We start from the raw sequence: 25,907 nt of genomic DNA, 5'->3' as shown, positions 1-25,907 counted from the left end.
ATCCATGTCCGTTGCTGCCGTTGCCGTATTCTGCGGGTCGCGTTTCGGGGCCCGGCCCGCGTTCCAGGAGGCCGCGCGGGAGATGGGGCAGCGGCTGGGCGAGGCCGGCATGCGGCTGGTCTATGGCGGCGGCGATGTCGGGCTGATGGGCACGGTGGCGGATGCGACGCTGGCGGCCGGGGGTAAGGTATCCGGTGTGATCCCGACCTTTCTCGAAGCGCGCGAGGTGATGCATCAGGGAGTGACCGACCTGACGGTGACGGACTCGATGCATAGTCGCAAACAGTTGATGTTTGCCCGGGCCGATGCCTTCGTCGTGCTGCCCGGTGGTCTGGGCACATTCGACGAGACGATGGAGATCCTGACCTGGCGGCAGTTGAAGCTGCATGACAAGCCGATCTTCATCGTCAATGTAGCAGGCTGGGCGGACCCGATGCTGGGCATGCTGCGGGCTGCGGTGGAAAACGGCTTCGCGGAATCCGCGGCGCTGGATCTGTTTGAGGTCGTGCCCGACGTGGCCACGACAATGGCGCGTCTGGGGGCCGTGGTGCGCAGCCCGGTCGTGGATGATGCCAGCCGGTTGTAGGGTTCGGTCGGGGCCGGATATGACGGCGGCATGACAAAAAACCGCCGCCCGGGGGAATAGTTGGTGCCCGGGCTCTTGCGGAGAGTCGAGAGGGCATGTATAGCCCCCCACACGAGTTCGGAGTGTAGCTCAGCCTGGTAGAGCACTGTGTTCGGGACGCAGGGGCCGGAGGTTCGAATCCTCTCACTCCGACCAGATTTTCCCTGATTGCAGGCGGCATGATGCCGTTCTGGTCCGGTAATACGGGCCGCGCCGGGACTCCCGCTGCGCCGCGATCGTCAGACCCCGTTATCGTGATATTTCATGATGCGTGAGCGTTCGGCGCGCACGTTCGATATCGTGGTTTCATAATCGCAGGTCAAACCGGATCCGGGCTGCTCTTCCGTCAGAAAGATTTTCCCGCCCTTGCCAGACCATGGGCGATCAGGCGGTCGAGGATTGCGGGGTAGTCGATCCCGCTGGCGGCCATCACCTTGGAATACATGCTGATATCGGTGAAGCCGGGGATCGTGTTCAGTTCGTTGACCAGGATTTTCCCATCGGGCGTCAGGAAGAAATCCGCGCGGGCCATGCCGTCGCAGCCAAGGGCGCGGAAGGCTCTGGATGCGAGGGCCCTGATGGCGTCCTCGACCTCGCCGGGCAGGTCGGCTGGGATGTGCAGCCCCGCACCGTCCTTGTCGATATACTTGGCATCATAGGTATAGAAGCCGTGGCGGTCGGCGGGGATGATTTCACCGGTTCGGGAGACGAAAAGGGTACCGTCGGTGGCTTCGAGAACCGCACATTCGATCTCGCGCCCCTGGATGAACTGTTCGGCGAGCAACTTCGTGTCGTGGCGGAAGCCTTCGGACAAGGCGTTTTCGTAATCCGCGCTGGTCGAGACCTTGCTGACTCCCACCGAGGAGCCTTGCCGGGCGGGCTTGATGAAGATGGGCAGGCCGAGGGTGTGTTCCAGTTCTTCGAATGTTGGCACGGCGTGCGGGTGGATCGTGCGTGATCGGGCGGCGGGGATACCGGCCTCGTTGAAGAGTCTTTTGGCGATATCCTTGTCCAGGGCGTTTGCCGATCCGGGAATGCCGCAGCCGGCGAGCGGTACGCGCGCGACTTCGGCCAGGCCCTGCACGGCGCCGTCTTCGCCGTGAAGGCCGTGCAGGACGGGGAAGAGGATGTCGATTCCGGGCAATGCGTAGGGTGTGCCATCCGGGGGGAGTGCGATCACGCGCCCATGGCCGCCCGGCACGAAGCAGAGTTCCGTTCCATGGGATGGCTGCGCGAGGGTGCCATCCTCAAGATGGCTCAGAATCCACAGTCCTTCGCGGGTGACGAAAATCGGGACGGCGTCGTATTTGTCGGGGGAGAGTGCTCGCATGACATTGGATGCGGAAAGAACCGAGACCGCATGCTCTTCCGACCGGCCGCCAAAGAGAACGCCGACACGTAGCCTGTTCCCGTCACCGGCCGCAATCATCCCTCACTCCCCATGATGAATTAAGTCCAAGGGGTGAAGGGGACGACTGTCCCCTTCCGGGTGCAGGGCAGCGCCCTGCATCACGTGTCCCTCAAGAAAACCGCCGCAGATCCAGAGTCCGGGGCTGTTCCAGCGACCGCTGCACAACGGGCGCCGGCATGGCCCCCACGGTATGGCCGAACGGGAAGAAGCGGATGCGGCGCCGGGCTTCGGCTTCGTTGGCGTTGACCGGCCGGGTTTCGTAGTTGCGGCCGCCGGGGTGGGCGACGTGATAGGTCAGGCCGCCGATGCTGCGGCCGGTCCAGGTGTCGTACACATCGAACACCAGGGGCGTCTGCACGCCGATGGTGGGGTGCAGGGCGCTGGGCGGGTTCCATGCCTTGAAGCGTACGCCGCCGACATATTCGCCCTGGCGTTCGGTGCGGGTCAGCGGCACGCCGACGCCGTTGCAGGCGAGGATATAGCGTTCGTCCACCCAGCCGGTGACACGGGCCTGGACCCGTTCGGCGGAACTGTCGACATAGCGCACGGTGCCGCCTGCTGCGGGTTCCTCGGCCAGAGTGTGCCAGGGTTCCAGCGCGTGGCGGAGGTCGAGCGTCATGCCCAGAAGGGGGACGGCGCCGATTTCGGGGAAGCGGAAGGCCATGTGCGGTGCGAACCAGTCGGCCTCCAGCGGGGCGCCGAGCGCGCGAAGTTCGGCGATGGCGTCGGTGAAATCGCGGCTGACATAGTGCGGCAGCATGAAATCGTCATGCAGGCGGGTGCCCCAGCGTACCAGGCGCCGCTCGTAGGGCTTGTTCCAGAAGGCGGCGACGGCGGCGCGCATCAGCAGCATCTGGGCCGCCGCCATCTGGTGATGGGGGGGCATTTCGAAGGCGCGATATTCCACCAGCCCCAGCCGACCGGACGAGGTTTCGGGCGCGTAGAGCTTGTCGATGCAGAATTCGGTGCGGTGTGTGTTGCCGGTGATGTCGGCGAGCAGGTTGCGGAACAGCCGGTCGGTCAGCCAGGGCGGGGTCGGCTGGTCTGGGCGGACCTGGGAGAAGGCGATTTCCAGCTCGGCCACGCTGTCGTCGCGGGCTTCGTCCACGCGGGGATGCTGCGAGGACGGGCCGATGAACAGGCCGCTGAACAGATAAGAGAGCGACGGATGGTTGTGCCAGAAGCCGACCAGCGATTTCAGCAGGTCCGGCCGGCGCAGGAACGGGCTGTCGGCGGCGCGGGCGGCGCCCATCACCACATGGTTGCCGCCGCCGGTGCCGACATGGCGGCCGTCGACCATGAATTTCTCGGCGATCAGCCCGACGGCGCGGGCTTCGTCGTAAAGCTGCTGGCTGCGGCCGATATGTTCGTCCCAGCTTGCGGCGGGGTGGATGTTGACCTCGATCACGCCCGGGTCGGGGGTGATCGAGAAATTGAGCAGGCGTGGGTCGCGCGGTGGCTGGTAGCCTTCCAGAATCACCTTGCGGCCGAAGGCGCGGGCGGTGTCCTCGACCGCCGCGCAGAGGTCCAGCCAGTCTTCCGCCGCGTAGAGCGGGGGGAAGAAGACATGCAGGATGCCGCCGCGGGCCTCGACGGCCAGCGCGGTACGGACCAGTTCGGGTTCCTCGCGCCCGACTTCCACCAGGTGGTCGGCGATGGCGCGGTCCAGCGGGATGCGCCCGGTGCCGCCGCCGGGATAGGGCGGCAGGGCCGGGAGGTCCGACAGGGCGGGCTGTTCGCCGGCCTCGCCCCGATCGGGCCGTCCGGGCACGCTCTGTTCCGTCCAGCCGGGGGCGGTGCCGCCGGCCGAGGGGCCGGTGCGGCGGGCCAGGGCAGGATGGGGCGGCAACGGCGGCACGGGGGCGAACGGATCGCGCTCCATGTCGTGGTCGATGTTGTCTTCGCTGGCCCAGAGCAGGCTTTGCAGCGGCAGGCGGAAGCCGACCGGTGCGTCGCCCGGGACCAGGAACATCAGGTCGCCCTTGAAGAACCAGCGCCCGGACTGCCAGCGGCGCACGCCGTCGCGCACCACGACGCGCAGCGGCAGCACGCTGCCGACCGGCACGTTCAGCCCGTGGCCGTAGACGCGGGCCAGACGCTCGCGCTCCAGCGGGTCGCGCAGCTTGGAATCCTCGACGATCACGTTGGCCGGCAGCCGGTGCTCGCGCCAGAGATAGTAATGGATGTCCTCATAAGCCGGATTGACGAGGCCAGGATCGACCTGCAACCGCTCGGCCAGCGCGCGGCAGAAGGCGGCGGCATCCTGTTCGGTCGCGTTGTCGGTGTCGTCGTCGGAAGCCAGGAGCGCGGGATCGGTCCAGACCGGTTCGCCGTCGCGGCGCCAGTGGCACAGCAGCGCCCAGCGCGGCAATTGCTCGCCGGGGTAATGCTTGCCCAGCACATGCTGGATCGCCGCCCCTTTCGACCAGAGCGGCAGCAGGCGCCGTAGCAGGCGCCCGGCATAGGCGCGCTTGGTCGGGCCCAGCGCGTCGATGTTCCATTCCGGGGCGTCCATGTCGTCGGCGGCGATGAAGGTGGGCTCGCCGCCCATGGTCAGGCCGACGGCGCCTTCTTCCAGCGTGGCATCGACCGCGCGCCCGGCCTCCAGGATCGCCTGCCATTGCGCATCGGCGTAGGGGCGGGTGGTACGGGGTGTTTCCAGTACCCGCGTGACCGCCATGGCGAAGTCGAATTCGGTCTCGCACTTGCCGACCAGGCCGGAGATCGGGGCGGCGGACGCGGGCTCGGGCGTTGCGGCGAGAGGGATATGGCCCTCGCCCGTCAGCAGGCCGGAGGTGGCGTCCAGCCCGACCCAGCCGGCGCCGGGCAGGTAGACCTCGGCCCAGGCGTGCAGGTCGGTGAAGTCCTCGGTGGGGCCTTCGGGGCCGGTCAGCGGCTTCTGGTCGGCCACGAGCTGGATCAGGTAGCCGGAGACGAAGCGCGCGGCGAAACCCAGGTTGCGCAGCATCTGCACCAGCAGCCAGGCGCTGTCGCGGCACGAGCCCTTGCCCTGTTCCAGCGTTTCCTCGGGCGTCCAGACGCCGGGCTCCATCCGTACCACATAGGCGATGCGGTGCTGGACCTGCTGGTTGAGCGCCACCAGCATGTCCACCGTGCGCTGGCGGCTCGGGTCGATTCCTGCCAGCAATTCGGCCAGCAGCGGACCCGGTTCCTCGCAGACGCGGTAGGGGGCCAGTTCGCCGGCCAGCACGGGGTCGTAGGCGAACGGCCAGTGTTCGGCCTCGGGCTCGAGGAAAAAGTCGAACGGGTTGATCGTGGCCATGTCGGCCACCAGATCCACCGTGACCTCGAAATGGGTCACACGTTCGGGGAATACGACCCGGGCCTGATAATTGCCCGACGGGTCCTGCATCCAGTTGATGAAATGGGGTTTTGGCTCGATCCGCAGCGCGTAGGACACGATCGGCGTGCGGGCGTGCGGAGCCGGACGAAGCCGGATGGTCTGTGGACCGAGCGAGACCGGACGGTCGTATTGATAGCGGGTACGATGCGTCAGTGCGACATGCAGGGTCATGCGTCGACCTTGAACCAGAGTGATATTCCGCACCGGGAACGGTAGCCCAGCATGGTCCGCCGCGAACAGGGGGGAAAGCGGAAATTCACACCGGCCCGCCCCCGAATAATAGCAATACGGCGATGATGCCGATTGGGCCTTGGCGGCGGCGCAAATTCTTGCTTGGCTGTAACGGAAACGCGGACCAGCAGGTGGGGTGGACATGAATCCTTCGCGCCTGATCTCCTGCCATGCACGGGAGAAAACGGGACAATGAGCGACCACAGAGGCGATCTGGGGCAGCAAGACGCGCAGCAGGGACCGGGCCTGTTCGTGTCCTATGATACACCGGATTTCTATTGCGAATTGATGAACCGGCGGGACCCGCCGCCGGCGAGCCTGACCCTGATCCGGGACAGGCTGGCGCATTTCGGGCTGACGGAACTGCGCCAGAGGGCCCGCGTCGCTGAGGCGGACCTGTATAACCTGGGCATTACCTTCACCGTCTATACCGATCGCGACGCGATCGACCGCATTTTGCCCGTGGACCTGATCCCGCGCGTGCTGACGGCCGGCGAGTGGGACCATGTCGAACGCGGGGTGCAGCAGCGGGTCGCCGCGATCAATCATTTCCTGTGGGATATCTATCACGAGCGGCGCATCCTGAAGGACGGCGTCGTGCCCGCCGGGCTGGTGCTGGGCAATGCCAACTACCGGCCGGAGATGGAAGGGCTGGACGTTCCCGGACGGGTTTATGTGCATATCAACGGCACCGATCTGGTCCGTGACGGTGCGGGGAACTTCCTGGTTCTGGAGGATAACGCGCGCACGCCTTCCGGTGTGTCCTATGTCATCGAAAACCGGCACATGATGCTGCGCAGCATGCCGGATCTGGCCGTCGGACTGGACCTGATGCCGGTGGATGAATACGGGCCGCGCCTGCGTCGCGCGCTGACCGAAACGGCGCCCGCCGGCATCGTGGATGCGCAAGTGGTGCTGCTCTCGCCCGGTATCTATAATTCGGCCTATTTCGAGCATGTCTTCCTGGCGCGCGAAATGGGTGTGCCGTTGGTCGAGGGCCGCGACCTGATGGTGGAGAACGGGCGCGTCTTCATGCGTACCGTGGCCGGGCCGCGCCCGGTCCATTCGATCTATCGCCGCCTGAATGACGATTTTCTCGACCCGCATGTGTTCAATCCCGACAGCATGCTGGGCGTGCCGGGACTGGTGGACGCCTATCGCCGAGGCAATGTGACGATCGCGAATGCGATCGGCACCGGGGTTGCGGACGACAAGGCCGTCTATGCCTACATGCCGCGCATCATCCGCTATTATCTGGGCGAGGAGCCGATCCTCTCGAACGTCGAGACCCATATCTGCGCCGAGCCCGAGGGGTTGGCCTATACGCTGGCCAATCTGGACAAGCTGGTGGTCAAGCCGGTCGGCGAATCCGGCGGCTACGGGCTGATTATCGGGCCCCATGCGACCAAGGCCGAACTGGAGGCGTTCCGTGCCAGCCTGCTGGCCGATCCTGCCAACTATATCAGCCAGCCGGTGATCGACCTGTCGGTCTGTCCGACCCTGTGCGAGGCCGGGGTCGAGGCGCGGCATGTCGATCTGCGGCCCTTCGCGGTCACCGGGGAATCGACTTGGGTGCTGCCGGGCGGGCTGTCGCGCGTGGCGTTGCGCAAGGGGTCGCTGGTGGTCAATTCCTCGCAGGGCGGCGGATCGAAGGATACGTGGGTGCTGGCGTCATGAATCCTGTCATGATCGATATTCCTCCGGGCGGCATCGGCATGCCCAACCTGTTGTCGCGCTATGCCGAATGTACCATCTGGCTGGCGCGCTACATGGAGCGGATCGAGAACCTGGCCCGCCTGATCGACGTGACCGAAACATTCGTGCGCGCCCGCAGCACCAGCACTGGCTGGCTCTCGATCGTGCAGATCAATGCCGACGACGAGCGGTTCTTCGAGCGGCATGAGGTGGCGTCGGAGGAAAATGTCGTCGGCTTCTATGTCCTCGACCGTGAGAATCCGAATTCCATCGTCTCGATCGCGCATGCGGCGCGCGAGAATGCGCGTTCGCTGCGGCCACTGATCTCGACCGAGATGTGGATGCATCTGAACATGTTCACCAATGCGGTCAGCACGCTGGGGCCGACCGATATTCGTGCCTCCAACCTCTCCGCGCTGTGCGCGCGGCTGAAACAGGATTGCCAGACGCATCACGGCATCACCGAAGGCACTTTCTATCGCGACCAAGCGTGGCTGTTCTATCTGATCGGTCGCAATCTGGAACGGGCCGACCAGATCACCCGGCTGATCGACATCAAATATCACACACTGCTGCCCAGCGTCGCCGGGGTGGGGTCAGAGGTCGATATCGGCCAGTGGGCCGCCGTGCTGCGTTCGGCCGCTGCCTATCATGCCTTCCGCCGTACGGTGCGGGGCGACATGACGCCGGCTCATGTCGTCGGCTTTTTGTTGAAGAATGACGGCTTTCCCCGGTCGCTTTCGACCAGTCTGCGGCAGCTTTATTGGGCGGTGGGCCATCTGCGCACCGATTACGGGCTGAAGAACGGCTATGCCGCCGCCGAGCGGATCGAGGAACTGCGGGCCACCCTGGCGGAACAGACGGTGGAAGACATTATCCTGCGCGGGCTGCATGAGTTTCTCGACTGGGCGCAGCGCGAACTGCATCTGGTCCAGGGGGAAATCGCCCGGGCCTTCTGGCCGCCCGCCATGCCGGCCCTCATTGCGAGTCCGGAGCCCGATGCGGGCTTCAGTCAGGAACAGTCCCAGTCATGAGTTTGCCGTTCGACCCCAGCCGCCTTCCTCACGCGACGGAATTCTATATCGACGGGGCGTGGGTCGCGCCCTTGGCTCCGCGCCTGCTCGATGTTATCGATCCGGCCACCGAGGCCCCCTGCACCGCCATCGCACTGGGCAGTGCGGGCGATGTCGACCGGGCCGTGGTGGCGGCGCGGCGTGCCTTTGCCACATGGTCGGTCTCGACCCGTGCCGAACGGCTGGCACTGTTCGAGCGGATCCTGACGGTCTATCGCCGGCGTATGGATGACATGGCTGCCGCGATCTCGCTGGAAATGGGTGCGCCGCTGGCCATGGCGCGCGACGCGCAGGCCTGGGCCGGCATGGCGCATCTGGAGGAGACGGCGCGCGCGCTGCGCGACTTCACATTCGACCAGCCGGTGGGCGACATGCTGGTGACGCGCGAGCCGGTGGGCGTGGTCGGGCTGATCACGCCGTGGAACTGGCCGATGAACCAGATCGCCTGCAAGGTGGGGCCGGCGCTGGCCGCCGGTTGCACCATGGTGCTGAAACCCAGCGAGATCGCACCGCTGAGCGGCCTGCTGTTTGCCGAGATCCTTGACGAGGCCGGCGTGCCGCCGGGCGTATTCAACCTGGTGAATGGGGACGGGCCGGCAGTTGGCGAGGCGATTGCCCGGCATCCGGATATCGAGATGGTGTCCTTCACCGGTTCGACCCGTGCCGGCACCATCGTGGCCCGGCTGGCGGCCGACACGGTGAAGCGCGTGCATCAGGAACTGGGTGGCAAATCGCCCAACATCATCCTGCCCGATGCCGATTTCGCGGATGCCGTGCGGCGTGGGGTGGGGGGATGCTTCGGCAATTCGGGCCAGTCCTGCGACGCGCCGACCCGTATGCTGGTGCCGGCCGACCGGATGGATGAGGTCATGGCGATCGCGGCGCAGGCGGTGGGGGCGTTCGTCGTCGGGCCGCCCGACGGTGCGGACACGCGACTGGGCCCGGTGGTCAGCCAGGTGCAGTTCGACAAGATCCAGCGCCTGATCCGGATCGGCATCGACGAGGGCGCGGTGCTGGTGGCCGGCGGACCGGGCCGGCCGGACGGGTTGCCGGTCGGGTATTATGTGCGCCCCACCGTGTTCGGCCGCGTCACCCCGGACATGACGATCGCGCGCGAGGAAATCTTCGGCCCTGTGCTCTCGATCATCGCTTATGACGATGTGGAGCAGGCTATCGCGATCGCCAATGACACGCCCTATGGCCTGGCGGCTTATGTGCAGGGTGGCGATCTGGCCCAGGCCCGTGCAGTGGCACGGCGTCTGCGGGCGGGCAACGTGAATATCAACGGCGCGCCCTGGACCGTGGCGGCCCCATTCGGCGGTTATAAGCAGTCGGGCAACGGGCGCGAATGCGGCGAATACGGGCTGACCGATTTCCTGGAAATCAAGGCTATCCTGGGATACGGATCCGGCGCGTGAACCCGCCCGCCGCGTTGCCGGCCAGCCTGTATGCCGACACCGCCCGGCCGGCGGTGGCCACGCCGCCGCTGGCGGGCGAGATTCGGGTTGAGACCGTTCTGATCGGTGGTGGCTTTACCGCCCTCTCGGCGGCGTTGCATCTGGCCGAAGCCGGCCATGCGGTGGCGGTTCTGGAGACCAACGAACCGGGATGGGGTGCCTCGGGGCGTAATGGCGGGCAGGTCAATCCGGGCCTGAAGACCCTGCCGTCCGAGGTTGAGCGCCATTTCGGCCCCGAACGGGGCGCGCGGCTGGCGCATGCCGCTTGGACGGCGCCCGATCTGGTATTCGACCTTATCGCGCGCCACCGCATCGACTGTGCGCCCATGCGCGGGGGCACCCTGCGGGCTGCCATCGCCGAATCCCAGATCCCGGCCCTGCGGCAACTGGCCGACGAATGCGCCGCGCGCGGGGGCGATGTTGCCTGGCTGGACGCGGCGGCAATCGCCGCGCGCACCGGCACAGGCCATTATCGCGCGGCCCTGCTCGACCGGCGGGGCGGACAGGTAAACCCGCTGGCTCTGGCGCGCGGCATGGCGGAGGCTGCCATTGCCCATGGCGCCGCGATTTATGGCGGCAGTCGCGCCCTGTCGGTGCGCCGCGACGGCGCATGCTGGCGGGTGGGCACGCGGGATGGTGCCGTACTGGCCGAGCGGGTGGTTTTCGCCACCAACGGCTATGCCGACCGGCTGTGGAACCGGTTGCGCCGGACCGTGGTGCCGGTCACCAGTGCCATCATTGCCAGTGCCCCCCTGCCGCCCGAACTCCGCACCCGTATTCTGGCCGCGCGCGAGGTTCTCTATGAACTGGGCGAGATCACGACCTATTACCGGATCGACGACGCAGGGCGGCTGCTGATCGGCGGTCGGTCGACGCTGGGCGAGCGCGACGGGCCGGATGCCTTTCCGTTCCTGCGTCGGCAGGCACTTGCCTTGTGGCCCTTTCTGCGTGACGTGGCCTGGACCCATGGCTGGAACGGGCATGTGGCTGTCACGATGGATCATTACCCGCATTGGCACGAGCCGATGCCGGGCATTATCGCCTGCCTCGGCTATAACGGCCGGGGTGTTGCGATGGCGACAGTATTGGGGCGCGAGGTGGCGCGGCGTGCCCTGGGCGCGGGCATCGACGATATCCTGCTGCCGCCCGGACCGATCCGCCCGATCCCATTTCATGATGCGTGGCCGCTGGGGGTGACGGCGAAAGTCCTGCAAGGGCGGATTGCCGACGCGCTGGCGCGCAGATTCATGCGCTGAGGACGACGCGAGCCTTTATAGGGCAAGGCTACTCTTCCATGATGTCGATGTCCTCCGCCGTTCCTGCGCAACACCGAGGCCCATGCCCATGACTTCCGTGAAAAAGCAGGCGATGGTCAATGCCTTCGATCCCGACCGTCTGGCGCAACTCGACAGCGAGACGCGCGGCATGATCGAGCGGCGCATACGCCTGCTCGGTCCGGCCTATCGCCTGTTTTATGAAACGCCGCTGCGCCTCGAACGGGGGTGTGGCGCGTTTCTCTACGACCAGAACGGCGAGGAATATCTCGACGCCTACAACAATGTTGCCAGCGTGGGGCATGCGAATCCGCGCGTCGTGGAGGCGATCGCGGCACAGGCCGCGCGGCTGAGCACGCACACGCGGTATGTGCAGGAGCCTATCCTGCGCTATGCCGAGGCGATTCTGCCGAGCTTTGGCGGCAATCTGGCCGATGACGGCCACATCATGTTCACCTGCACCGGTTCCGAAGCCAACGATCTGGCGTTGCGCATCGCGCAGCATCATACCGGCAGGAATGGCGTCATCATCACGTCAGAGGCGTATCACGGGAATTCCTATCTCACGGCCGGGCTCTCGCCTTCGCTGGGGCGTCGGTCGCCGCTGGGCCAGTGGGTCCGGCAGGTGCCTACGCCCGATTCCTATCGCATTCCACGGGACACGATGGTGCCCTGGTTTCTCGAACAGGTGGAGCGCCAGATCGACGATCTGGAACGGCACGGCAACGGGCTCGCCGCATTCATCTGCGATTCCATCTTCTCATCGGATGGGATCTACGACGAGCCGGTCGCGTTGCTCGCGCCCGTGGCCGATCTCGTTCGCAGTCGGGGTGGGGTCTTCATTGCTGACGAGGTGCAGGCTGGCTTCGGGCGCACCGGCCATATGTTCTGGGGATATCGCCGCCATGGCGTGGACCCCGACATGGTGACGATGGGCAAGCCGATGGGCAATGGCTTCCCCGTCGCGGCCCTGGTCGTCCGCTCCGACATCGTGGCCGGCTTTGGACGTGATATACGCTATTTCAATACGTTCGGTGGCAACTCGATGGCGATCGCGGCAGCGCAGGCGACGCTCGACGTTCTGCGGGAGGAGGCGCTGCCGGAGCATGCGGACCGCGTGGGCGACTATATTCGCACCGGCTTCTCCAGATTGCGGAAACGATTTCCGGTCATCGGCGATATTCGCGGGGCGGGCCTGTATGTCGGCGTGGAGATGGTGCGGGACCCGTCCAGCAAGGAACCGGACGGCGTACTTGCGGCACGTATCGTCAACGGTCTGCGGGACCGGCATGTCCTGATTTCGGCGACGGGATTTCACGCCAACATCCTCAAGATCCGCCCGCCGCTGGTGTTTACGACGGACGATGCGGACCGGTTGCTGCATCATGCCGAAGCGCTGCTTGAGGAACTGGCCGGATAGACATTCCGGTGTTCGTCCGCCCGGCGTTTAAGGAGTGATCAATCTCTTGCCATCATGCTGGTGGCCGGCGTGGCGGGACCGCGCCTGTCCTGCATGTGGTTTTTGGCACGATCATGGTCCTTTCGCTGCTGCGGCGCCTGCGCCGTTCCTCCCGTCCGCCTGGCCGCGTCCGGCTGGAGGATATCGCCGAATCCTCGGTACTGCTTGAATCCTGCCCGGCGTGGGCCGCGCGTTTTGCGGCCGCCGATGCGCGGGGCAATGGCGCTGCCAACCCGTTTCTGGACTGGGTCAGCACACCGGTCGGGCTGACGGCCCATGTCCTGCGCGATGTCGTGTATGACGTGGATAGCCGGGTACTGATCAAGGACGGGAATCTGGTGGAGGAGACCTGCTATCTCCAGTCGTCGGAAGTGCTGGCGGCGCTGCGGGTCGATCGGGCGCGGCTGCTCCGCCATGCGGGGCCGGGTGTCGCGGTGCCGTGCAGCGACCATTGGCCGGGCAATTACTATCACTGGATGACGCATGCGCTGCCGGTGATGGCGGCGCTGTCGGACCGGCCCGAAATCCGCCGCCGGGGGCGGCTGTGCTGGCTGCTGCCCGACCTGCTGCCGTGGCAGCGCCAGACGCTGGACCTGCTCTGTGTTGATGGCGGTGGGCGGCAGGCCCTCACGGCCGGGCGCCAGTATCGGCTGGATCGCGTCGTCTATTGCAATATCGTGGCCGGCGCGGCCGATTTCGCGCTGTCGCGCCTGTGCCAGTCGGTCTTTCCGCGCATGGCGGCGCGGGTGCCGGTCACGCGCCGGCGCGGGCTGCGGCTGTATGTCGACCGGGGTGGGGCGGGCAATCGCGCGATCCCGAACGAGGCGGCGCTGGCGGCGGCGCTGGCGGCGGAAGGGTTCTGCGTGGTGCGGCCAGAGCGGATGACGATCGGCGAGCAGATCGACCTGTTCCGCGCGGCGGCGATGGTGGTGGGGCCGCTGGGGGCGGGCATGACCAATATCGGGTTCTGCCGCCCCGGAACCCTGGTCTATGAACTGGTGCCCGATCACCATGCCAATCCGTGCTTCCTGGCGATGGCGATGCGCGGACATCTGAATTACTGGGCCGATCAGTATCCGACAGGGGCGACGCGACTGGATCATGTCGCCCGTTGGGAGGCTGGAATCGACGTGGCGCGGGTGCTGCGCCAGGTGTCGGGCCTGTGGTCGCGCGGTACGCGGCCGGTTCTGGTGTCGGACGGTGCCGCGTAGGCCGCGCCGTCCGACGGGTGGTTCAGGCGGCGGTGGCGCCCTTGCGGCTGCGGCCGGGAACCAGCAGGCTGATGACCACCACGGTGCCGATATTCACCAGCAGCGCCAGCAGGCCGGTCGAGACCAACTGGTGCATGCCGCCGATCGACAGCATGTGGGTGGGCTTCAGCCCATCATGGAAGCAGACATAGGTGCCGTACAGCGTGCCCACCGCCCAGCCCGTCAGCATGGCGGGGGCGGAGAAGCGCAGCTTCGTGATGCCCAGCACCAGGGCCGGGAAGGTCTGCAGGATCCACAGGCCGCCCAGCAGCTGAAGGTCGATGGCGAAATGGGCGTTCAGGAACAGCACGCAGGCCAGCGCGCCCAGCTTGATCCCGAGCGCGACGAAGCGCGAGGCGCTGACATTGTTGCGCAGGCCGGGCGAGATGTTGCTGGTGACCAGGTTCGCGGCACCGATCGCCATGACGGCGGCGGGGACCAGCGCGCCCACGGCGATGGCCGCGAAGCAGAAGCCGGTGAACCAGTCGGGGAAGATCGCGGTGAACAGGTTCGGGACGATCGATGACGTGTTGGTGGTCACGACCCCGGCCGCGTGGGCCATCAGCCCCAGCATGGCGATCAGGCCCAGCAGGAGCGTGTAGGCCGGGAGCATGACCGCGTTCTTGCGGATCGTGTCGGCCGAGCGCGCGGCCAGCACGCCAGTCAGCGTATGCGGGTAGAGGAAGGCCGCCAGGGCCGATGACAGGGCCAGCGTGGCATAGGGCACGCTCTGGCCCGGCATCAGCGCATGGCCTTCCGGCGGGTGGGGCAGGTGCGCCGCCGCCGTGGCGAACATGGCGCCGTAGCCGCCCAGATGCAGCGGAATGACCGTGACCGCGGCCAGGACCGCGATATAGATCATGATATCCTTGATGAAGGCGGTCAGCGCCGGCGCATGCAGGCCGCCCAGCCATGTATAGGCGGCCAGCGACAGGAAGGCGACGATCAGCGGGATCTCGCCCGGCAGGCCCAGGGCCTCGATGACCGTGCGGATGCCGATCAACTGGAGCGCGATATAGGGCATGACCGCGATCAGGCCGCTGGCGGCGATGGCCAGCTCCAGCGCCCGGCTGCCGAAGCGTGCGCGGACGATGTCCGCCGCCGTGGCGTGCTTTCCGTCATGGGCGATCTGCCACAGGATGGGCATGACCAGGAACACGAACGGATAGACGATGATCGTGTAGGGCAGGGCGAAGAAGCCGAATGCGCCGGTCGCGTAGACCAGGGCGGGCACCGCGATGACCGTATAGGCGGTGTAGAAATCGCCGCCGACCAGGAACCAGGTGACCCAGGTGCCGAACTGGCGGCCGCCCAGGCCCCAATCCTCGGACCCGTGGGCATCCGACTTCCCTGACTGGGCGCGCCCGCGCCACCACGATACCGTGCTGCCCAGCACGATGGTCATGGCGAAGAACAGGATGAAGACGACCAGGGCCGGGGTGGATGGTACGTGCGATGTCATCAGCGTGCGTCCCGCTTCCAGACGACCCACACCAGGAGGGACGTCGCCGGCACCCAGGCGAGCTGGTACCAGTAGAAGAAGGGGAAACCCAGCAGGGTCGGTTCCGTTCGATCGTAGAATGGAAGCCAGAGCAACCCGACAAAGGGCAGCAGCAGAGCCAGGTACAGCTTTTTCATCCCGATTATGGCCTTATTTTCTTGATTGATTGCGGGCATCCAACGATGAGGTTGCCTATCCCCGTCTGCATGTCAACCGGCAGTTTTTGTCGGGTCCGGGTGGGCTGGCCGCGTGAAAAAGGATCGTAATTGATGCGCCTTCCGGCTAGAAGGACCCGGTGGGGTCCTGACTGAGAAGAACAAGAACAGACAGTGCGAGTATGCGGCGTCGGACCAGGAGATGTTCACGTTCCACAGTAGAATGGGCGGGGCAGAGGAGAGAGCTATGACAAAGTGGGTCTATAGTTTCGGTGGCAGCGCGAATGAAGGCGGTGCCGGCATGCGCGACTTGCTCGGTGGCAAGGGAGCCAATCTGGCGGAAATGGCGGCGATCGGCCTGCCCGTTCCGCCCGGCTTTACCATTACGACCGAGGTTTGTACCGCGTTTTACGACAACGGCCGCGCCTATCCCGAAGATCTGCGCGCGCAGGTCGAGGCGGCACTGGCCGGGATCGAAGGCGCGCTGGACCTGCGCTTCGGCGATCCGGCGGCGCCGCTGCTGGTCTCGGTCCGCTCGGGCGCGCGCGTGTCCATGCCGGGCATGATGGATACCGTGCTGAACCTGGGCCTGAACGACGAGACGGTCGAGGGCCTGGCGGCCAATTCGGGCGATGCGCGCTTCGCCTGGGACAGCTATCGCCGCTTTATCCAGATGTACGGCTCGGTCGTGCTGGGTGTGTCCCATCACCGCTTCGAGGACCTGATCGAGGAGACCAAGCGCGGCGCCGGCGTGCAGGACGACACCCAACTGACCGACCAGGACTGGCGGGACGTCGTGGTGGGCTACAAGGAGATCGTGCTGCGCGAAACCGGCGCGCCGTTCCCCATGGACCCGCACGAGCAGCTCTGGGGCGCCATCGGCGCGGTGTTCGGATCGTGGATGAATCCGCGCGCCAACACCTATCGCCGCCTGCATGACATTCCCGCGAGCTGGGGCACCGCCGTCAACGTGCAGGCGATGGTGTTCGGCAACATGGGCCAGGATTGCGCCACCGGCGTCTGCTTCACCCGCGATCCCTCCACCGGCGAGAACGTCTTCTACGGTGAATATCTGATCAACGCGCAGGGCGAGGACGTGGTGGCGGGTATCCGCACGCCGCAGCCGATGTCCCAGCAGCGGGCCCGCGAGGGTGAGCTGTCGATGGAGCGCGCGCTGCCCGAGGCCTATGCCGAGCTGCTGTCGGTGCGCGATATCCTGGAGCGTCACTATCGTGACATGCAGGACATCGAGTTCACCGTGCAGAACAACCGCCTGTACATGTTGCAGACCCGCACCGGCAAGCGCACGGCCGCGGCGGCCCTGCGCATCGCCATTGCGATGGCCGAGGAAGGCCTGATCTCGCACGAGGAGGCGATCCGTCGCGTTCCGCCCTCGTCGCTCGACCAGCTCCTGCATCCGACGCTGGATCCGAATGCGCCGCGCTCCATGCTCAGCCGTGGCCTGCCGGCCTCGCCGGGTGCTGCTGGCGGTGCGATCGTCTTCAGTGCCGAAGAGGTCGAGATCCGCGCCGCGCGGGGCGAGGATGTGATCCTGGTCCGCATCGAAACATCGCCCGAGGACGTGCACGGCATGCACGCCGCCCGTGGCGTGCTGACCACCCGTGGCGGCATGACCTCGCACGCCGCCGTGGTGGCGCGCGGCATGGGGCGCGTCTGCGTGGCCGGTGCCGGCGGCATTCATGTCGACTACAAGGCCAAGACGCTCTCGGTCGGCGCGACGGTGCTGAAGGAGGGTGAGTGGATCACCCTGGATGGTGGCACGGGCGAAGTCTTCGCGGGCCGGGTGGCGACCATCGAGCCGACCCTGTCGGGCGATTTCTCGACCCTGATGGGCTGGGCCGACAATGTGCGCCGGATGAAGATCCGCGCCAATGCCGAGACGCCCGATGACGCGCAGACCGCGCGCCATTTCGGCGCCGAGGGCATCGGCCTGTGCCGGACCGAGCACATGTTCTTCGCGCCGGACCGGATCGGCTTCGTGCGGCAGATGATCATGGCCGGCGACGCGGCGACGCGCGTGCGCGCCATCGACGCGCTGCTGCCCTTCCAGCGCCAGGATTTCCAGGACCTGTTCCGCATCATGGCGGGCCTGCCGGTGACGATCCGCCTGCTGGACCCGCCGCTGCACGAGTTCCTGCCGCATGGCGAGGCGGAACTGGCCGAGGTCGCGGCCGCCATGGGCGAAAGCCTGGAAGCGGTGGCGATGCGCAAGGCGGCGCTGTCGGAATCCAACCCGATGCTGGGGCATCGCGGGTGCCGGCTGGGGCTGACCTATCCGGAACTCTACGCCATGCAGGCCAAGGCGATCATCGAGGCGGCGATTGCCGTGTCGGCCGAAACCGGCCTGGCGGTGGTGCCGGAGATCATGATTCCGCTGGTGGGCATGGAAACCGAACTGCGTCGGACCCGTGCCATCGTCGAACAGGCGGCGACCGAGGCCCTGGCCGCGGCCGGTGCTTCGCTGGACTACAGCATCGGCACCATGATCGAACTGCCGCGCGCGGCGCTGACGGCCGACCGGATCGCGCAGCAGGCCGATTTCTTCTCGTTCGGGACCAACGACCTGACGCAGACGACCTTCGGCTTCTCGCGCGACGACGTGGGCACGTTCCTGCCTTTCTACCTCGAGCATGACCTGATCCCCCGCGATCCGTTCATCTCGATCGATCAGGAAGGCGTGGGCCAGCTTGTCTCCATGGGTGCGGAGAAGGGCCGGAGCGTCAAGCCGGGCCTGAAGCTGGGCGTGTGCGGCGAGCATGGCGGAGATCCGGCATCGATCGGGTTCTTCGAGACCGTCGGGCTGGATTATGTGTCCTGTTCGCCGTTCCGGGTGCCGATCGCCCGTCTGGCGGCGGCCCAGGCCGCGCTGGCCGCGCGTGACGCGCTGGCGCCGGCCGCGAAGGTTCGCTGACCCAAGCACCGGCCCCGCCATGCCCGCATCGTTGGCGGGTGTGGCGGGGCCGGGTTTTCTGACTGTTTTACTGGCGGAGCCCGGTTGCTTCCATGTCGCATCACATCGTGCTGCATCTGGTATCGGATGCGACGGGACAGACGCTGGATTCCGTCGTCCGGGCTTCGATCGCCCAGTTCAGCCATGCCGAAGTCACCTGCCATCGCTGGAACCTGATCCGCACCCGGTCGCAGTTGCGACGGGTGCTGGAAGCCATCGAGCAGGATCGGGGGCCGGTGCTGTCTTCCGTGGTCGATCAGCGGCTGCAACATGAACTGACGATCGGCTGCGCGCATATCAAGGTGCGGCTGGTCAATGTCCTGGACCCGGTCACCGCCGTGTTGCAGGACGAACTCGGCGAGAAGGCGATCGGCCGGCCGGGCGGCCAGTATGTGATGGACGATGCCTATTTCCGCCGGATCGACGCCATGCATTTCGTGCTGGCGCATGACGACGGGCAGGAGATCGGCGGCCTTTCGCATGCGGATGTCATCCTGGTCGGCATCTCGCGTGCCTCGAAGACGCCGACATCCTTCTACCTGGCCAATTGCGGGGTGAAGGCGGCGAACGTGCCCCTGATTCCCGATCTGCCGCTACCGGACGAATTGCTGCATGTTCCGCGCCCGATCGTGGGGCTGACCATCGACCCCGATGTGCTGATCAGCATCCGTCGCCATCGCCTGGATGTGATGGGCGACCGCCGGTCCGAAATGCTGCTGCGGACGGACAATCCCTATATCGATCCCGAACGGGTCGAGGAGGAAGTCCGCTGGGCCCGGCGCCTGTGCGCGCGGCATGGCTGGCCGCTGGTGGATGTCAGCCGCCGTTCCATCGAGGAAACCTCGGCCGCGATCATGGGCCTGATGGCCGACTGGGAAGAACGCCGCGCCGCCGCTCATCCGACATGAGGCGCCATCGGGACGGACAGGATTCCTCTTAAACTGAGATCCGATCCGGCCTTCCGCGTACCCGTCATGCGGTAGGGGAATGGTGCCCGGGATCGGTATGATGGCGTTACATATCGATACGTCCGCCCTCTGAAAAATACCATCTTTCATGCCTATATGGGTTGAATAGGCGGGAGAATTCGGCAAATGCGGCGATTTCTGATGTTAGGGGCGGCCACGATCATGCTGGGCGTGGCGACGACACCGGTCGGAGCCCTGGCGCAGCATGGCGGGGGTGGCGGCCACGGCGGTGGTGGTGGCGGTGGCCATGGCTTCGGTGGTGGCGGCGGCGGCTTTCGCGGTGGCGGTGGCGGTTTCCGAGGTGGCGGCTACGGCGGTGGTGGCGGTTGGCATGGCGGTGGTGGCTACCGGGGTGGTGGCGGCTACTATCGTGGCGGCGGTGGCTATTATCGCGGTTATGGTGGTTATGGCGGCTACCGTGGTGGCTGGGGCGGCTGGGGTGGTTGGGGCTATCCCGGCTGGGGCGGATATTATGGTGGCTACGGTGGCTGGGGCTGGCCGCTGGCGTTCGGCACGATGTTCGGCATGGCCGCCGGAGCCGCGGCCTATGGCGCATATGATGACGACGGCTATGGGGACGATTATGGCGATTACGGCGGTTATCCCCCGCCGGCCTATGGGGGTGGCGCTTATCCGGCCGGAGGATACGGCTATCCCGCACAGCCCTATCCTGGGCAGCCCTACCCGGCACAACCTTATCCGACGCAGCCTTATGCACAGCCCGGGGCGCCCCAGGCGACCTCGCCTGCCGTGGCCTGCACCGGTGGCCGGTTCTTCAATCGCCTGACCGAAAGCTGTGACAGCCCGTAAGCGTGACCAGGGCGGGGTCGTGGGACTGGGCCGCGATTCCGCTCACTATCAGAGTTTTTGAAACAGCCTCATAGACTGACCTCAGCCGGGAAGGGCGGGAGCGTTTCCCTCCGTCACCCGGCATTGGAGCATGGACAGGACTGATGAAGAAGATCCAGAAGCGCGGTATGACGATACTGCTGACTGCCGGGCTGCTGTCGGCCGGCCTGGTCGCCGGGGCGCATGCCGAACCGGGTGGATGCCTGAAATATGGCGCGGTCGGAGCGGTCGGCGGCCACGTGGCCAACCATCATGCCGTGCTGGGGGCGGTCGGGGGTTGTGCCGCCGGCATGTATACCCGCCATGAATACCGCAAGACATTGCGGCAGAAGGCGGCCCTGTACGACAAGGAGCACCCGGTCGATCCGAATCTGAGCATGCTGGAGCGCTATCGCCAGCGCAAGACGGACGAGCAGAAAGCCACGCTGTGGGATGCGGAGCATCCGCAGACGACAGGTACCGCGCACTGACTGCATCATCACTGACGCGCATACCCGACCGGGGCCGCCTGATGGCGGCCCCGGTTTTTCGTTATGCAGGGGTTGCCGGTAGCCAGCCCGCGAGTTCCTGCCGGACCAGGCCTTCCAGCAGGTCGATGGTGGCCGGGGCGGCGTTCAGGCACGGGATCAGGGCGAAATCGGTGCCGCCGGCGGCCAGGAATTCCGACCGTACCTCGTTGCCGATTTCATCCAGCGTTTCGATACAGTCGGCCATGAAGCCGGGCATGATCACCGCGATGCGCGTGATGCCCTGTGCCGGCAGGCCGGCGATCAGTGGCGCGGTATAGGGCTCCAGCCATTGCGCGGGGCCGAACCGGGACTGGTAGGTGAGCGGCATTGCCGTTTCGTCCATGCCCAGGGCCTGCCGTAGCGCGACCATCGTGCGGGTGCATTCCTCGGCGTAGGGATCGCCCTTTTCCACATAGGCGCGGGGCAGGCCGTGGAACGAGGCCACGATGCGCTGGGGAACGAAGGGCAGGCCGGCCAGCGTCTCGCGCACCGAACGTGCCAGCGCGGCGATATAGAGCGGATGATCGGGAAAGGGGGGCACTGTCCGCACCGCCGGCTGGTTGCGCAGGCGCATCAGCGCGCGGAATGCCTGGTCGTTGGCGGTCGCGGTCGTGGTGGCGCTGTATTGCGGATAAAGCGGCAGCAGCAGCACCCGCTCGCACCCCCGGCGCAGCAGGGCGGCGATGCCGGAGGCGATCGAGGGCGTGCCGTAGCGCATCGCCCATTCCACCGCCACGCCATCAGGCGCCAGACGTTCGGCCAGGGCTTCGCCCTGTGCCCGTGTATAGGTGCGCAGCGGGCTCTCGTCGCGTTCCTGGTTCCAGATACGGCGATAGGCGCTGCCGGTGCGGCGCGGGCGCAGGGTCAGGATCGGGCCGCGCAGGATGGGCTGCCAGATGGCCGGATGAGCCTCGATAATCCGGCGATCGGAGAGGAATTCGCCCAGATAGCGCCGCACCGCGCCATAGCCGGTGTCATCGGGCGTGCCGAGATTGGTCAGCAGGACGCCGATACGGGACGGGGCGACGGAATCACCCGGACGGATCGTGAGAAAGGTCATCAATCCGGGATGCTACAGGACACGCCGGATCGTGGCAAAACCGACCCGGCGGTATGCGTATTCAGCGACGGCGCGAACGGACGCGGACGGGAACCGGCTGAGGTGCCGGCGCGTTGCGCCATGCGAGCAGGGCGGCACAGCCCGTTGCAAGGCACAGGCCAAGGACCGGCAGGGATGACGACAGAAGCGCGGTAATGACGGTCATCATGCTCTCCATCCCATCCGGAGATGGCGTGCCGCCGGAGGATTCTGGCGGTTTTCGCTTGCCGGAAGGCGTTTGCGGCGGGATCGGACCCTGGAAGCAGGCCGTCCGGGCCACCTGATCAGTCAAGCTTGCCGCTTTACGAATCGTCAAGAAAAAATGACGGATGGATGACGGCGCGGTTCGCGACGGAGCCTTGCGCTATCGTCAGGCCGCCGCCTCGGGCCATGCGGCATCCACGCATTTGCGCATCAGGGACGGCAGGGCCAGCGTATCCAGGTCGGCATGGGCCACGGCCATCCCCCCGATCCGGGCCACCGCGTTGGGGAAGTGCGCGACGTGGGCGGCATAGACATCCACATGCAGGGTGAAATGGGTGAAGACGTGGCTGACGCGACCCGCCCTGCGCCAGTCGGCGCGAGCTGGGGCGAAGGGCAGGGCCTCGGCCTCGGGCCACGGGGTGGCGCGCCATTCGGTGCCCGGGAGTTCCAGCATGCCGCCCAGCAGCCCTTTCTCCGGCCGGCGGCGCAGCAGGATGTGGCCGCCTGCGTCGGTCAGCAGGAAATGCGCGCCATGGCGCACCGGGCGCGCGGCGCGCGGGGCCTTGGCCGGCAGGCTGGCGGCGATACCCTGGCGGAGGCCGGCGCAGGCTTCCCGCCACGGGCAGAGCGCGCAGGCCGGCTGGCGCGGCGTGCAGATGCCCGCGCCCAGGTCGAACAGGGCCTGGGCGAAATCGGAGGGGCGTGCTCGGGCCTCGGCGGAATCGTTCAGGGTGGCGGCGTGCCTTGCGATGGCCTTGCGCGATCCGGGCAGCGGGTCGGTCAGGGCGAACAGCCGGCTGGTCACGCGCTCCACATTGCCGTCCACCGGTACCACCGGCTGGCCGAACGCGATGGCGGCGATGGCGGCAGCGGTGTAGGTGCCCACGCCCGGCAGCGCCAGCAGGCCCGCCATGTCGCGCGGAAAGCCGCCGGCCGCTGCCACGGCTTTTGCGCACGCATGCAGGTTGCGGGCCCGGGCGTAGTAGCCAAGGCCCGCCCAGGCGGCCATCACCGTGTCGGATTCGGCCCGCGCCAGAGCGCCGACTGTCGGAAACAGGTCGAGAAAGCGGTGGTAATAAGGGATGACCGCCGCCACGGTCGTCTGTTGCAGCATGATTTCGCTGAGCCAGACGTGGTAGGGATCGGCTGTCCGGCCGGGCAGGGCCCGCCAGGGCAGGGTCCGGCGATGGCGGTCGTACCAGCGCAGCAGGGCGGCGGAAGAAGGAGGCACGGGGCGCTTATGGCGAAGGATCGGACCGACGGCAAGCGCGTGGGCATCACCGCGCCCCCGCCCGAACCACGGCGCGCCTTGACGATGCGTAGCCTGGGGGCGTTGGTTCCGACCGTTGCACGCCCGGCCTTCCGCCGGCATCCGGCGGCGCTGGCGCAGGTGATGACCGACTGGGCGGAGATCGTCGGGCCCGACCTGGCCCGTTGCACCGTGCCGCGCCGCCTGTCGGCCGGCGTGCTGACGCTGGGCTGTGCCGGGCCGGTGGCGATGGAATTGCAGCATCTGGCGCCGGAACTGATTGCCCGCGTCAACCGCTCCTGCGGGCATGGCACGGTGCGGTCGTTGAAACTGGTGCAGGATATGGTCGCGGGCAGTGTACCCCCGCCCCGCCCCGCGCCGCGCGATCCGCCCGCGCCGGTGCCGATACCGGACATGCAGGATGGCCCGCTGAAAGATGCGCTGGCGGCCCTGGGTGCGCGTATCCGCGAGCGCAGCGGGCAGCGGTGACAGGGTTCAGCGCGTCAGGAATTTTTCGGCATGCAGGGCGATGCGATGCTGGATGACGGGCTCCGCCCCGTCTTCGAGAAACCAGAGTGCCGATAGCCCGCACCAGGCGTGAATCCATTGCACGAGCCGGGTGCGGTCGAGGGACGCTGTTTGTGCGACCAGATCGACCCGCTGGGCGAAGATGTTCGGCAGGTCCGCATGGCGCCGGGGGCGTCCGGCGAGGTCGGGGTTGAGGAACAGCGCGGCGAAATCGAACGTGCGTTCTCCGAACAGGCCCTTGGGATCAATGGCGCGCCAACCTTTCGCGCCGAACTCCAGCACGTTTCCATGATGAAGATCGCCGTGCAGCGCCACGGGTTCGCGGGGATCGGCCAGCAATGCGCGCGCCGAGGCGGCACAGCGTGCCAGCCAGTCGCCGGGTGCGGGTGGAAGGGCCGTGAAGTCGCGGAACCAGTCATCCAGCAGACGCAGCGTGGGCCGGCTTGCTGCGCGATGGCCATGCAGGCGGCCGGCGACATGGCAGATCTGGCGCGTGGCCTCGGTGTCGTCTCCCTCATCGACCATATCGGCCAGCGAACGGCCTGTGATGGCGCGTTCCAGCAGAATGGCCTCCCGGTCATGGTCGAGGACCGGCGCGGCGCCGGTTCCCCGCCACCAGGCCATCAGGTCGTTTCCGCGTTGTTCGTCCGGATCGTGAGACAGTTTCAGCATGGCGGGCATCCCGTCACGCAGGACCGGCAGCAGAATGGAGGTGGCTGTCCGCACCGGTGGTTCGCCTGTCCGGACCAGGCCCCATCGTGCCATTCGGATGGGCAGGTCGGCCGGGAGCGTGATCGTGGTATGATCGTGCGTCATGCTCCCTATTCCATGGCGGCTGGCCGCCCTGTTCGTGGTTTCGCCGGCGGGGCTGATTTGCCACAAAATGGCCGGGATCGGGGCGCCCGATGATTTGTGTACCGACAGGAAGGCGGACCGCGATCCCGTGATCGTGCATGCCGGACGGGTTTACCATCCCGCCTGTCCTGCCGACATGATGACGTGACGATATTCCTGCTGGAAGGGAGAATTCCGATGCGCAAGATGGCTTTCCTGCTGGCGGCGGCGTTGGCTGCGGCGGGGCCGCTGTCCTCGAGTGCGGCCATGGCCCGGGGGGGCTGGGGCTGGGGCGGCGGCTGGGGACGCGGTGGCGGTTGGGGCGGCGGTTGGGGCCGTGGTGGCTGGGGTGGCGGCTGGGGGCCGCGCTGGGGCTGGGGCTGGGGTGGCTTCGGGGTCGGCATGCTGGCAGGCGCGGCGATCGCGGCGCCTTATTATGGCTATGGATACCGGTACCGTTATTATCCGCCGGCCTATCCGGGGTACGCCTACCCGGTTTATCCCGGCTATGGTTATGGCTATCCCGCGTACGGCTACGGCTACCCGTACGGTTATCGGCGCTGGTGACGGCCCTGCCGGGCCGCCTGGATGAAGCGTGCGATCAGGCGCGCATCCTTGCGGCCCGGTGCGCTTTCCACGCCGGATGAGACATCGACCGCCGAGGCGCCGCTGAGGGCGATCGCCCGGGCGACGGTCTCGGCGGTCAGCCCGCCCGCCAGCATCCACGGGACGGGGGAGCGCCAGTGTTTCGTGATGGCCCAGTCGATCGGCTGCGCATTGCCGCCCGGCCGGTCGGCACCGATGGGTGGGCGGGATTCGATCACCAGCCCGTCCAGCCTGCTGGTGGCAGGCAGGTCGGCCGCCGTGGTTACGCCTTGGGCGTGCCAGACCGGCAGGTGGAATCTCTCGCGGATTTCCACCGCGCGGGCTTCGGGGGCGTAGATCTGCAAGCCGTCCAGTGCGACCGCATCCAGCGTTGCCGCGATTGCGTCATCCTCCGGGGCGACGAACAGGCCGATGCGGCGTGGGCCGCCTGCCGGCACCCGCGCGGCCAATGGTGCGGCCTGTGCCGGGGTGACGGCGCGGGGGGAGCGTGCGAAGAAGACGAAGCCCACCCAGTCGGCACCATGGGCGATCGCGGCGTCCAGCCCCTCGGGCTCGGTCAGGCCGCAGATCTTGATGCCGACGGGTGGGGCCACCG

23 protein-coding genes and 1 tRNA gene are annotated in these 25,907 nt (G+C 66.9%); 15 read left to right on the top strand and 9 right to left on the bottom strand.

Features of this window, described 5'->3' with window-relative positions:
• Window positions 1–4 precede the first annotated feature (4 nt).
• Window positions 5–586, top strand: a complete 582-nt coding sequence (locus ACMAUO_RS10940; RefSeq protein WP_420356910.1) for an LOG family protein — start codon at window positions 5–7, stop codon at window positions 584–586.
• Window positions 587–704: 118 nt separating this feature from the next.
• Window positions 705–781 (top strand) — tRNA-Pro (locus ACMAUO_RS10935).
• Window positions 782–971: 190 nt separating this feature from the next.
• On the opposite strand, the gene ACMAUO_RS10930 is transcribed toward ACMAUO_RS10935, so the two are convergent.
• Window positions 972–2,054, bottom strand: a complete 1,083-nt coding sequence (locus ACMAUO_RS10930; protein ID WP_420356909.1) for a D-alanine--D-alanine ligase family protein — start codon at window positions 2,052–2,054, stop codon at window positions 972–974.
• A gap of 91 nt (window positions 2,055–2,145) precedes the next feature.
• Window positions 2,146–5,571 (bottom strand): transglutaminase family protein, encoded by a 3,426-nt coding sequence (locus ACMAUO_RS10925; protein WP_420356908.1) that lies wholly within the window; start codon window positions 5,569–5,571, stop codon window positions 2,146–2,148.
• A gap of 252 nt (window positions 5,572–5,823) precedes the next feature.
• Here ACMAUO_RS10925 and ACMAUO_RS10920 point away from each other — a divergent pair, with 252 nt between their 5' ends.
• The 6 genes from ACMAUO_RS10920 (at window position 5,824) to ACMAUO_RS10895 (ending at window position 13,800) form a co-directional block, all read left to right on the top strand.
• A complete protein-coding gene (locus tag ACMAUO_RS10920; protein ID WP_420356907.1) occupies window positions 5,824–7,308 on the top strand; it encodes a circularly permuted type 2 ATP-grasp protein in 1,485 nt (494 codons plus the stop codon).
• A gap of 8 nt (window positions 7,309–7,316) precedes the next feature.
• Window positions 7,317–8,360, top strand: coding sequence for an alpha-E domain-containing protein (locus ACMAUO_RS10915; RefSeq protein WP_420356906.1), 1,044 nt, complete (start codon window positions 7,317–7,319; stop codon window positions 8,358–8,360).
• On the top strand, window positions 8,357–9,817 hold the full coding sequence (locus tag ACMAUO_RS10910; RefSeq protein ID WP_420356905.1) for an aldehyde dehydrogenase family protein: 1,461 nt from the start codon (window positions 8,357–8,359) through the stop codon (window positions 9,815–9,817). The genes ACMAUO_RS10915 and ACMAUO_RS10910 overlap by 4 nt, the downstream gene beginning before the upstream one ends.
• Entirely contained in the window at window positions 9,814–11,112 is a 1,299-nt protein-coding gene (locus ACMAUO_RS10905; protein WP_420356904.1) for an NAD(P)/FAD-dependent oxidoreductase, read from the top strand. Before ACMAUO_RS10910 ends, ACMAUO_RS10905 begins: the two co-directional genes overlap by 4 nt.
• 88 nt (window positions 11,113–11,200) lie before the next feature.
• On the top strand, window positions 11,201–12,550 hold the full coding sequence (locus ACMAUO_RS10900) for an aspartate aminotransferase family protein (RefSeq protein ID WP_420356903.1): 1,350 nt from the start codon (window positions 11,201–11,203) through the stop codon (window positions 12,548–12,550).
• Between the two features lie 113 nt (window positions 12,551–12,663).
• On the top strand, window positions 12,664–13,800 hold the full coding sequence (locus ACMAUO_RS10895) for a glycosyltransferase family 61 protein (protein WP_420356902.1): 1,137 nt from the start codon (window positions 12,664–12,666) through the stop codon (window positions 13,798–13,800).
• 22 nt (window positions 13,801–13,822) lie between these two features.
• On the opposite strand, the gene ACMAUO_RS10890 is transcribed toward ACMAUO_RS10895, so the two are convergent.
• Together ACMAUO_RS10890 and ACMAUO_RS10885 are read right to left on the bottom strand one after the other, a co-directional pair.
• Entirely contained in the window at window positions 13,823–15,301 is a 1,479-nt protein-coding gene (locus tag ACMAUO_RS10890) for a sodium:solute symporter family protein (RefSeq protein ID WP_420356901.1), read from the bottom strand.
• Window positions 15,301–15,477 carry a DUF3311 domain-containing protein gene (locus tag ACMAUO_RS10885; protein ID WP_114725972.1) on the bottom strand — a complete coding sequence of 59 codons (177 nt, stop codon included), beginning with the start codon at window positions 15,475–15,477 and terminating at the stop codon, window positions 15,301–15,303. Before ACMAUO_RS10885 ends, ACMAUO_RS10890 begins: the two co-directional genes overlap by 1 nt.
• 265 nt (window positions 15,478–15,742) lie before the next feature.
• On the opposite strand from ACMAUO_RS10885, the gene ppdK reads away from it, so the two are divergent.
• The 4 genes from ppdK (at window position 15,743) to ACMAUO_RS10865 (ending at window position 20,753) form a co-directional block, all read left to right on the top strand.
• Complete coding sequence (gene ppdK, locus ACMAUO_RS10880; protein ID WP_420356900.1) at window positions 15,743–18,427, top strand: pyruvate, phosphate dikinase; 2,685 nt, start codon at window positions 15,743–15,745, stop codon at window positions 18,425–18,427.
• A gap of 92 nt (window positions 18,428–18,519) precedes the next feature.
• A complete protein-coding gene (locus ACMAUO_RS10875) occupies window positions 18,520–19,374 on the top strand; it encodes a pyruvate, water dikinase regulatory protein (RefSeq protein ID WP_420356899.1) in 855 nt (284 codons plus the stop codon).
• Window positions 19,375–19,560: 186 nt separating this feature from the next.
• Window positions 19,561–20,244, top strand: coding sequence for a hypothetical protein (locus ACMAUO_RS10870; protein ID WP_420356898.1), 684 nt, complete (start codon window positions 19,561–19,563; stop codon window positions 20,242–20,244).
• Window positions 20,245–20,411: 167 nt separating this feature from the next.
• A complete protein-coding gene (locus ACMAUO_RS10865; RefSeq protein ID WP_420357269.1) occupies window positions 20,412–20,753 on the top strand; it encodes a hypothetical protein in 342 nt (113 codons plus the stop codon).
• 61 nt (window positions 20,754–20,814) lie between these two features.
• Here ACMAUO_RS10865 and hemH read toward each other — a convergent pair whose 3' ends face one another.
• From hemH to mutY, 3 genes are all read right to left on the bottom strand, one after another.
• Window positions 20,815–21,852 carry a ferrochelatase gene (hemH, locus tag ACMAUO_RS10860; protein WP_420356897.1) on the bottom strand — a complete coding sequence of 346 codons (1,038 nt, stop codon included), beginning with the start codon at window positions 21,850–21,852 and terminating at the stop codon, window positions 20,815–20,817.
• A gap of 61 nt (window positions 21,853–21,913) precedes the next feature.
• Complete coding sequence (locus tag ACMAUO_RS10855; RefSeq protein WP_420356896.1) at window positions 21,914–22,060, bottom strand: hypothetical protein; 147 nt, start codon at window positions 22,058–22,060, stop codon at window positions 21,914–21,916.
• 201 nt (window positions 22,061–22,261) lie between these two features.
• Window positions 22,262–23,326, bottom strand: a complete 1,065-nt coding sequence (gene mutY / locus ACMAUO_RS10850) for an A/G-specific adenine glycosylase (protein WP_420356895.1) — start codon at window positions 23,324–23,326, stop codon at window positions 22,262–22,264.
• Window positions 23,327–23,335: 9 nt separating this feature from the next.
• On the opposite strand from mutY, the gene ACMAUO_RS10845 reads away from it, so the two are divergent.
• Window positions 23,336–23,833, top strand: coding sequence for a DciA family protein (locus ACMAUO_RS10845; RefSeq protein WP_420356894.1), 498 nt, complete (start codon window positions 23,336–23,338; stop codon window positions 23,831–23,833).
• 6 nt (window positions 23,834–23,839) lie between these two features.
• On the opposite strand, the gene ACMAUO_RS10840 is transcribed toward ACMAUO_RS10845, so the two are convergent.
• Window positions 23,840–24,688 carry an aminoglycoside phosphotransferase family protein gene (locus tag ACMAUO_RS10840; protein WP_420356893.1) on the bottom strand — a complete coding sequence of 283 codons (849 nt, stop codon included), beginning with the start codon at window positions 24,686–24,688 and terminating at the stop codon, window positions 23,840–23,842.
• On the opposite strand from ACMAUO_RS10840, the gene ACMAUO_RS10835 reads away from it, so the two are divergent.
• Window positions 24,687–24,875 (top strand): hypothetical protein, encoded by a 189-nt coding sequence (locus tag ACMAUO_RS10835; RefSeq protein ID WP_420356892.1) that lies wholly within the window; start codon window positions 24,687–24,689, stop codon window positions 24,873–24,875. The two genes, ACMAUO_RS10840 and ACMAUO_RS10835, sit on opposite strands and share 2 nt — an antisense overlap.
• A gap of 29 nt (window positions 24,876–24,904) precedes the next feature.
• Complete coding sequence (locus ACMAUO_RS10830; protein WP_420356891.1) at window positions 24,905–25,273, top strand: hypothetical protein; 369 nt, start codon at window positions 24,905–24,907, stop codon at window positions 25,271–25,273.
• Here ACMAUO_RS10830 and ACMAUO_RS10825 read toward each other — a convergent pair.
• Entirely contained in the window at window positions 25,258–25,905 is a 648-nt protein-coding gene (locus ACMAUO_RS10825; RefSeq protein ID WP_420356890.1) for a phosphoribosylanthranilate isomerase, read from the bottom strand. The genes ACMAUO_RS10830 and ACMAUO_RS10825 overlap by 16 nt on opposite strands.
• Window positions 25,906–25,907 lie beyond the last annotated feature (2 nt).

The organism is Gluconacetobacter brunescens, from assembly GCF_048695475.1.
In the GTDB taxonomy this organism is placed as follows: domain Bacteria; phylum Pseudomonadota; class Alphaproteobacteria; order Acetobacterales; family Acetobacteraceae; genus Gluconacetobacter.
This window is presented reverse-complemented; position numbering and strand designations above follow the sequence as displayed.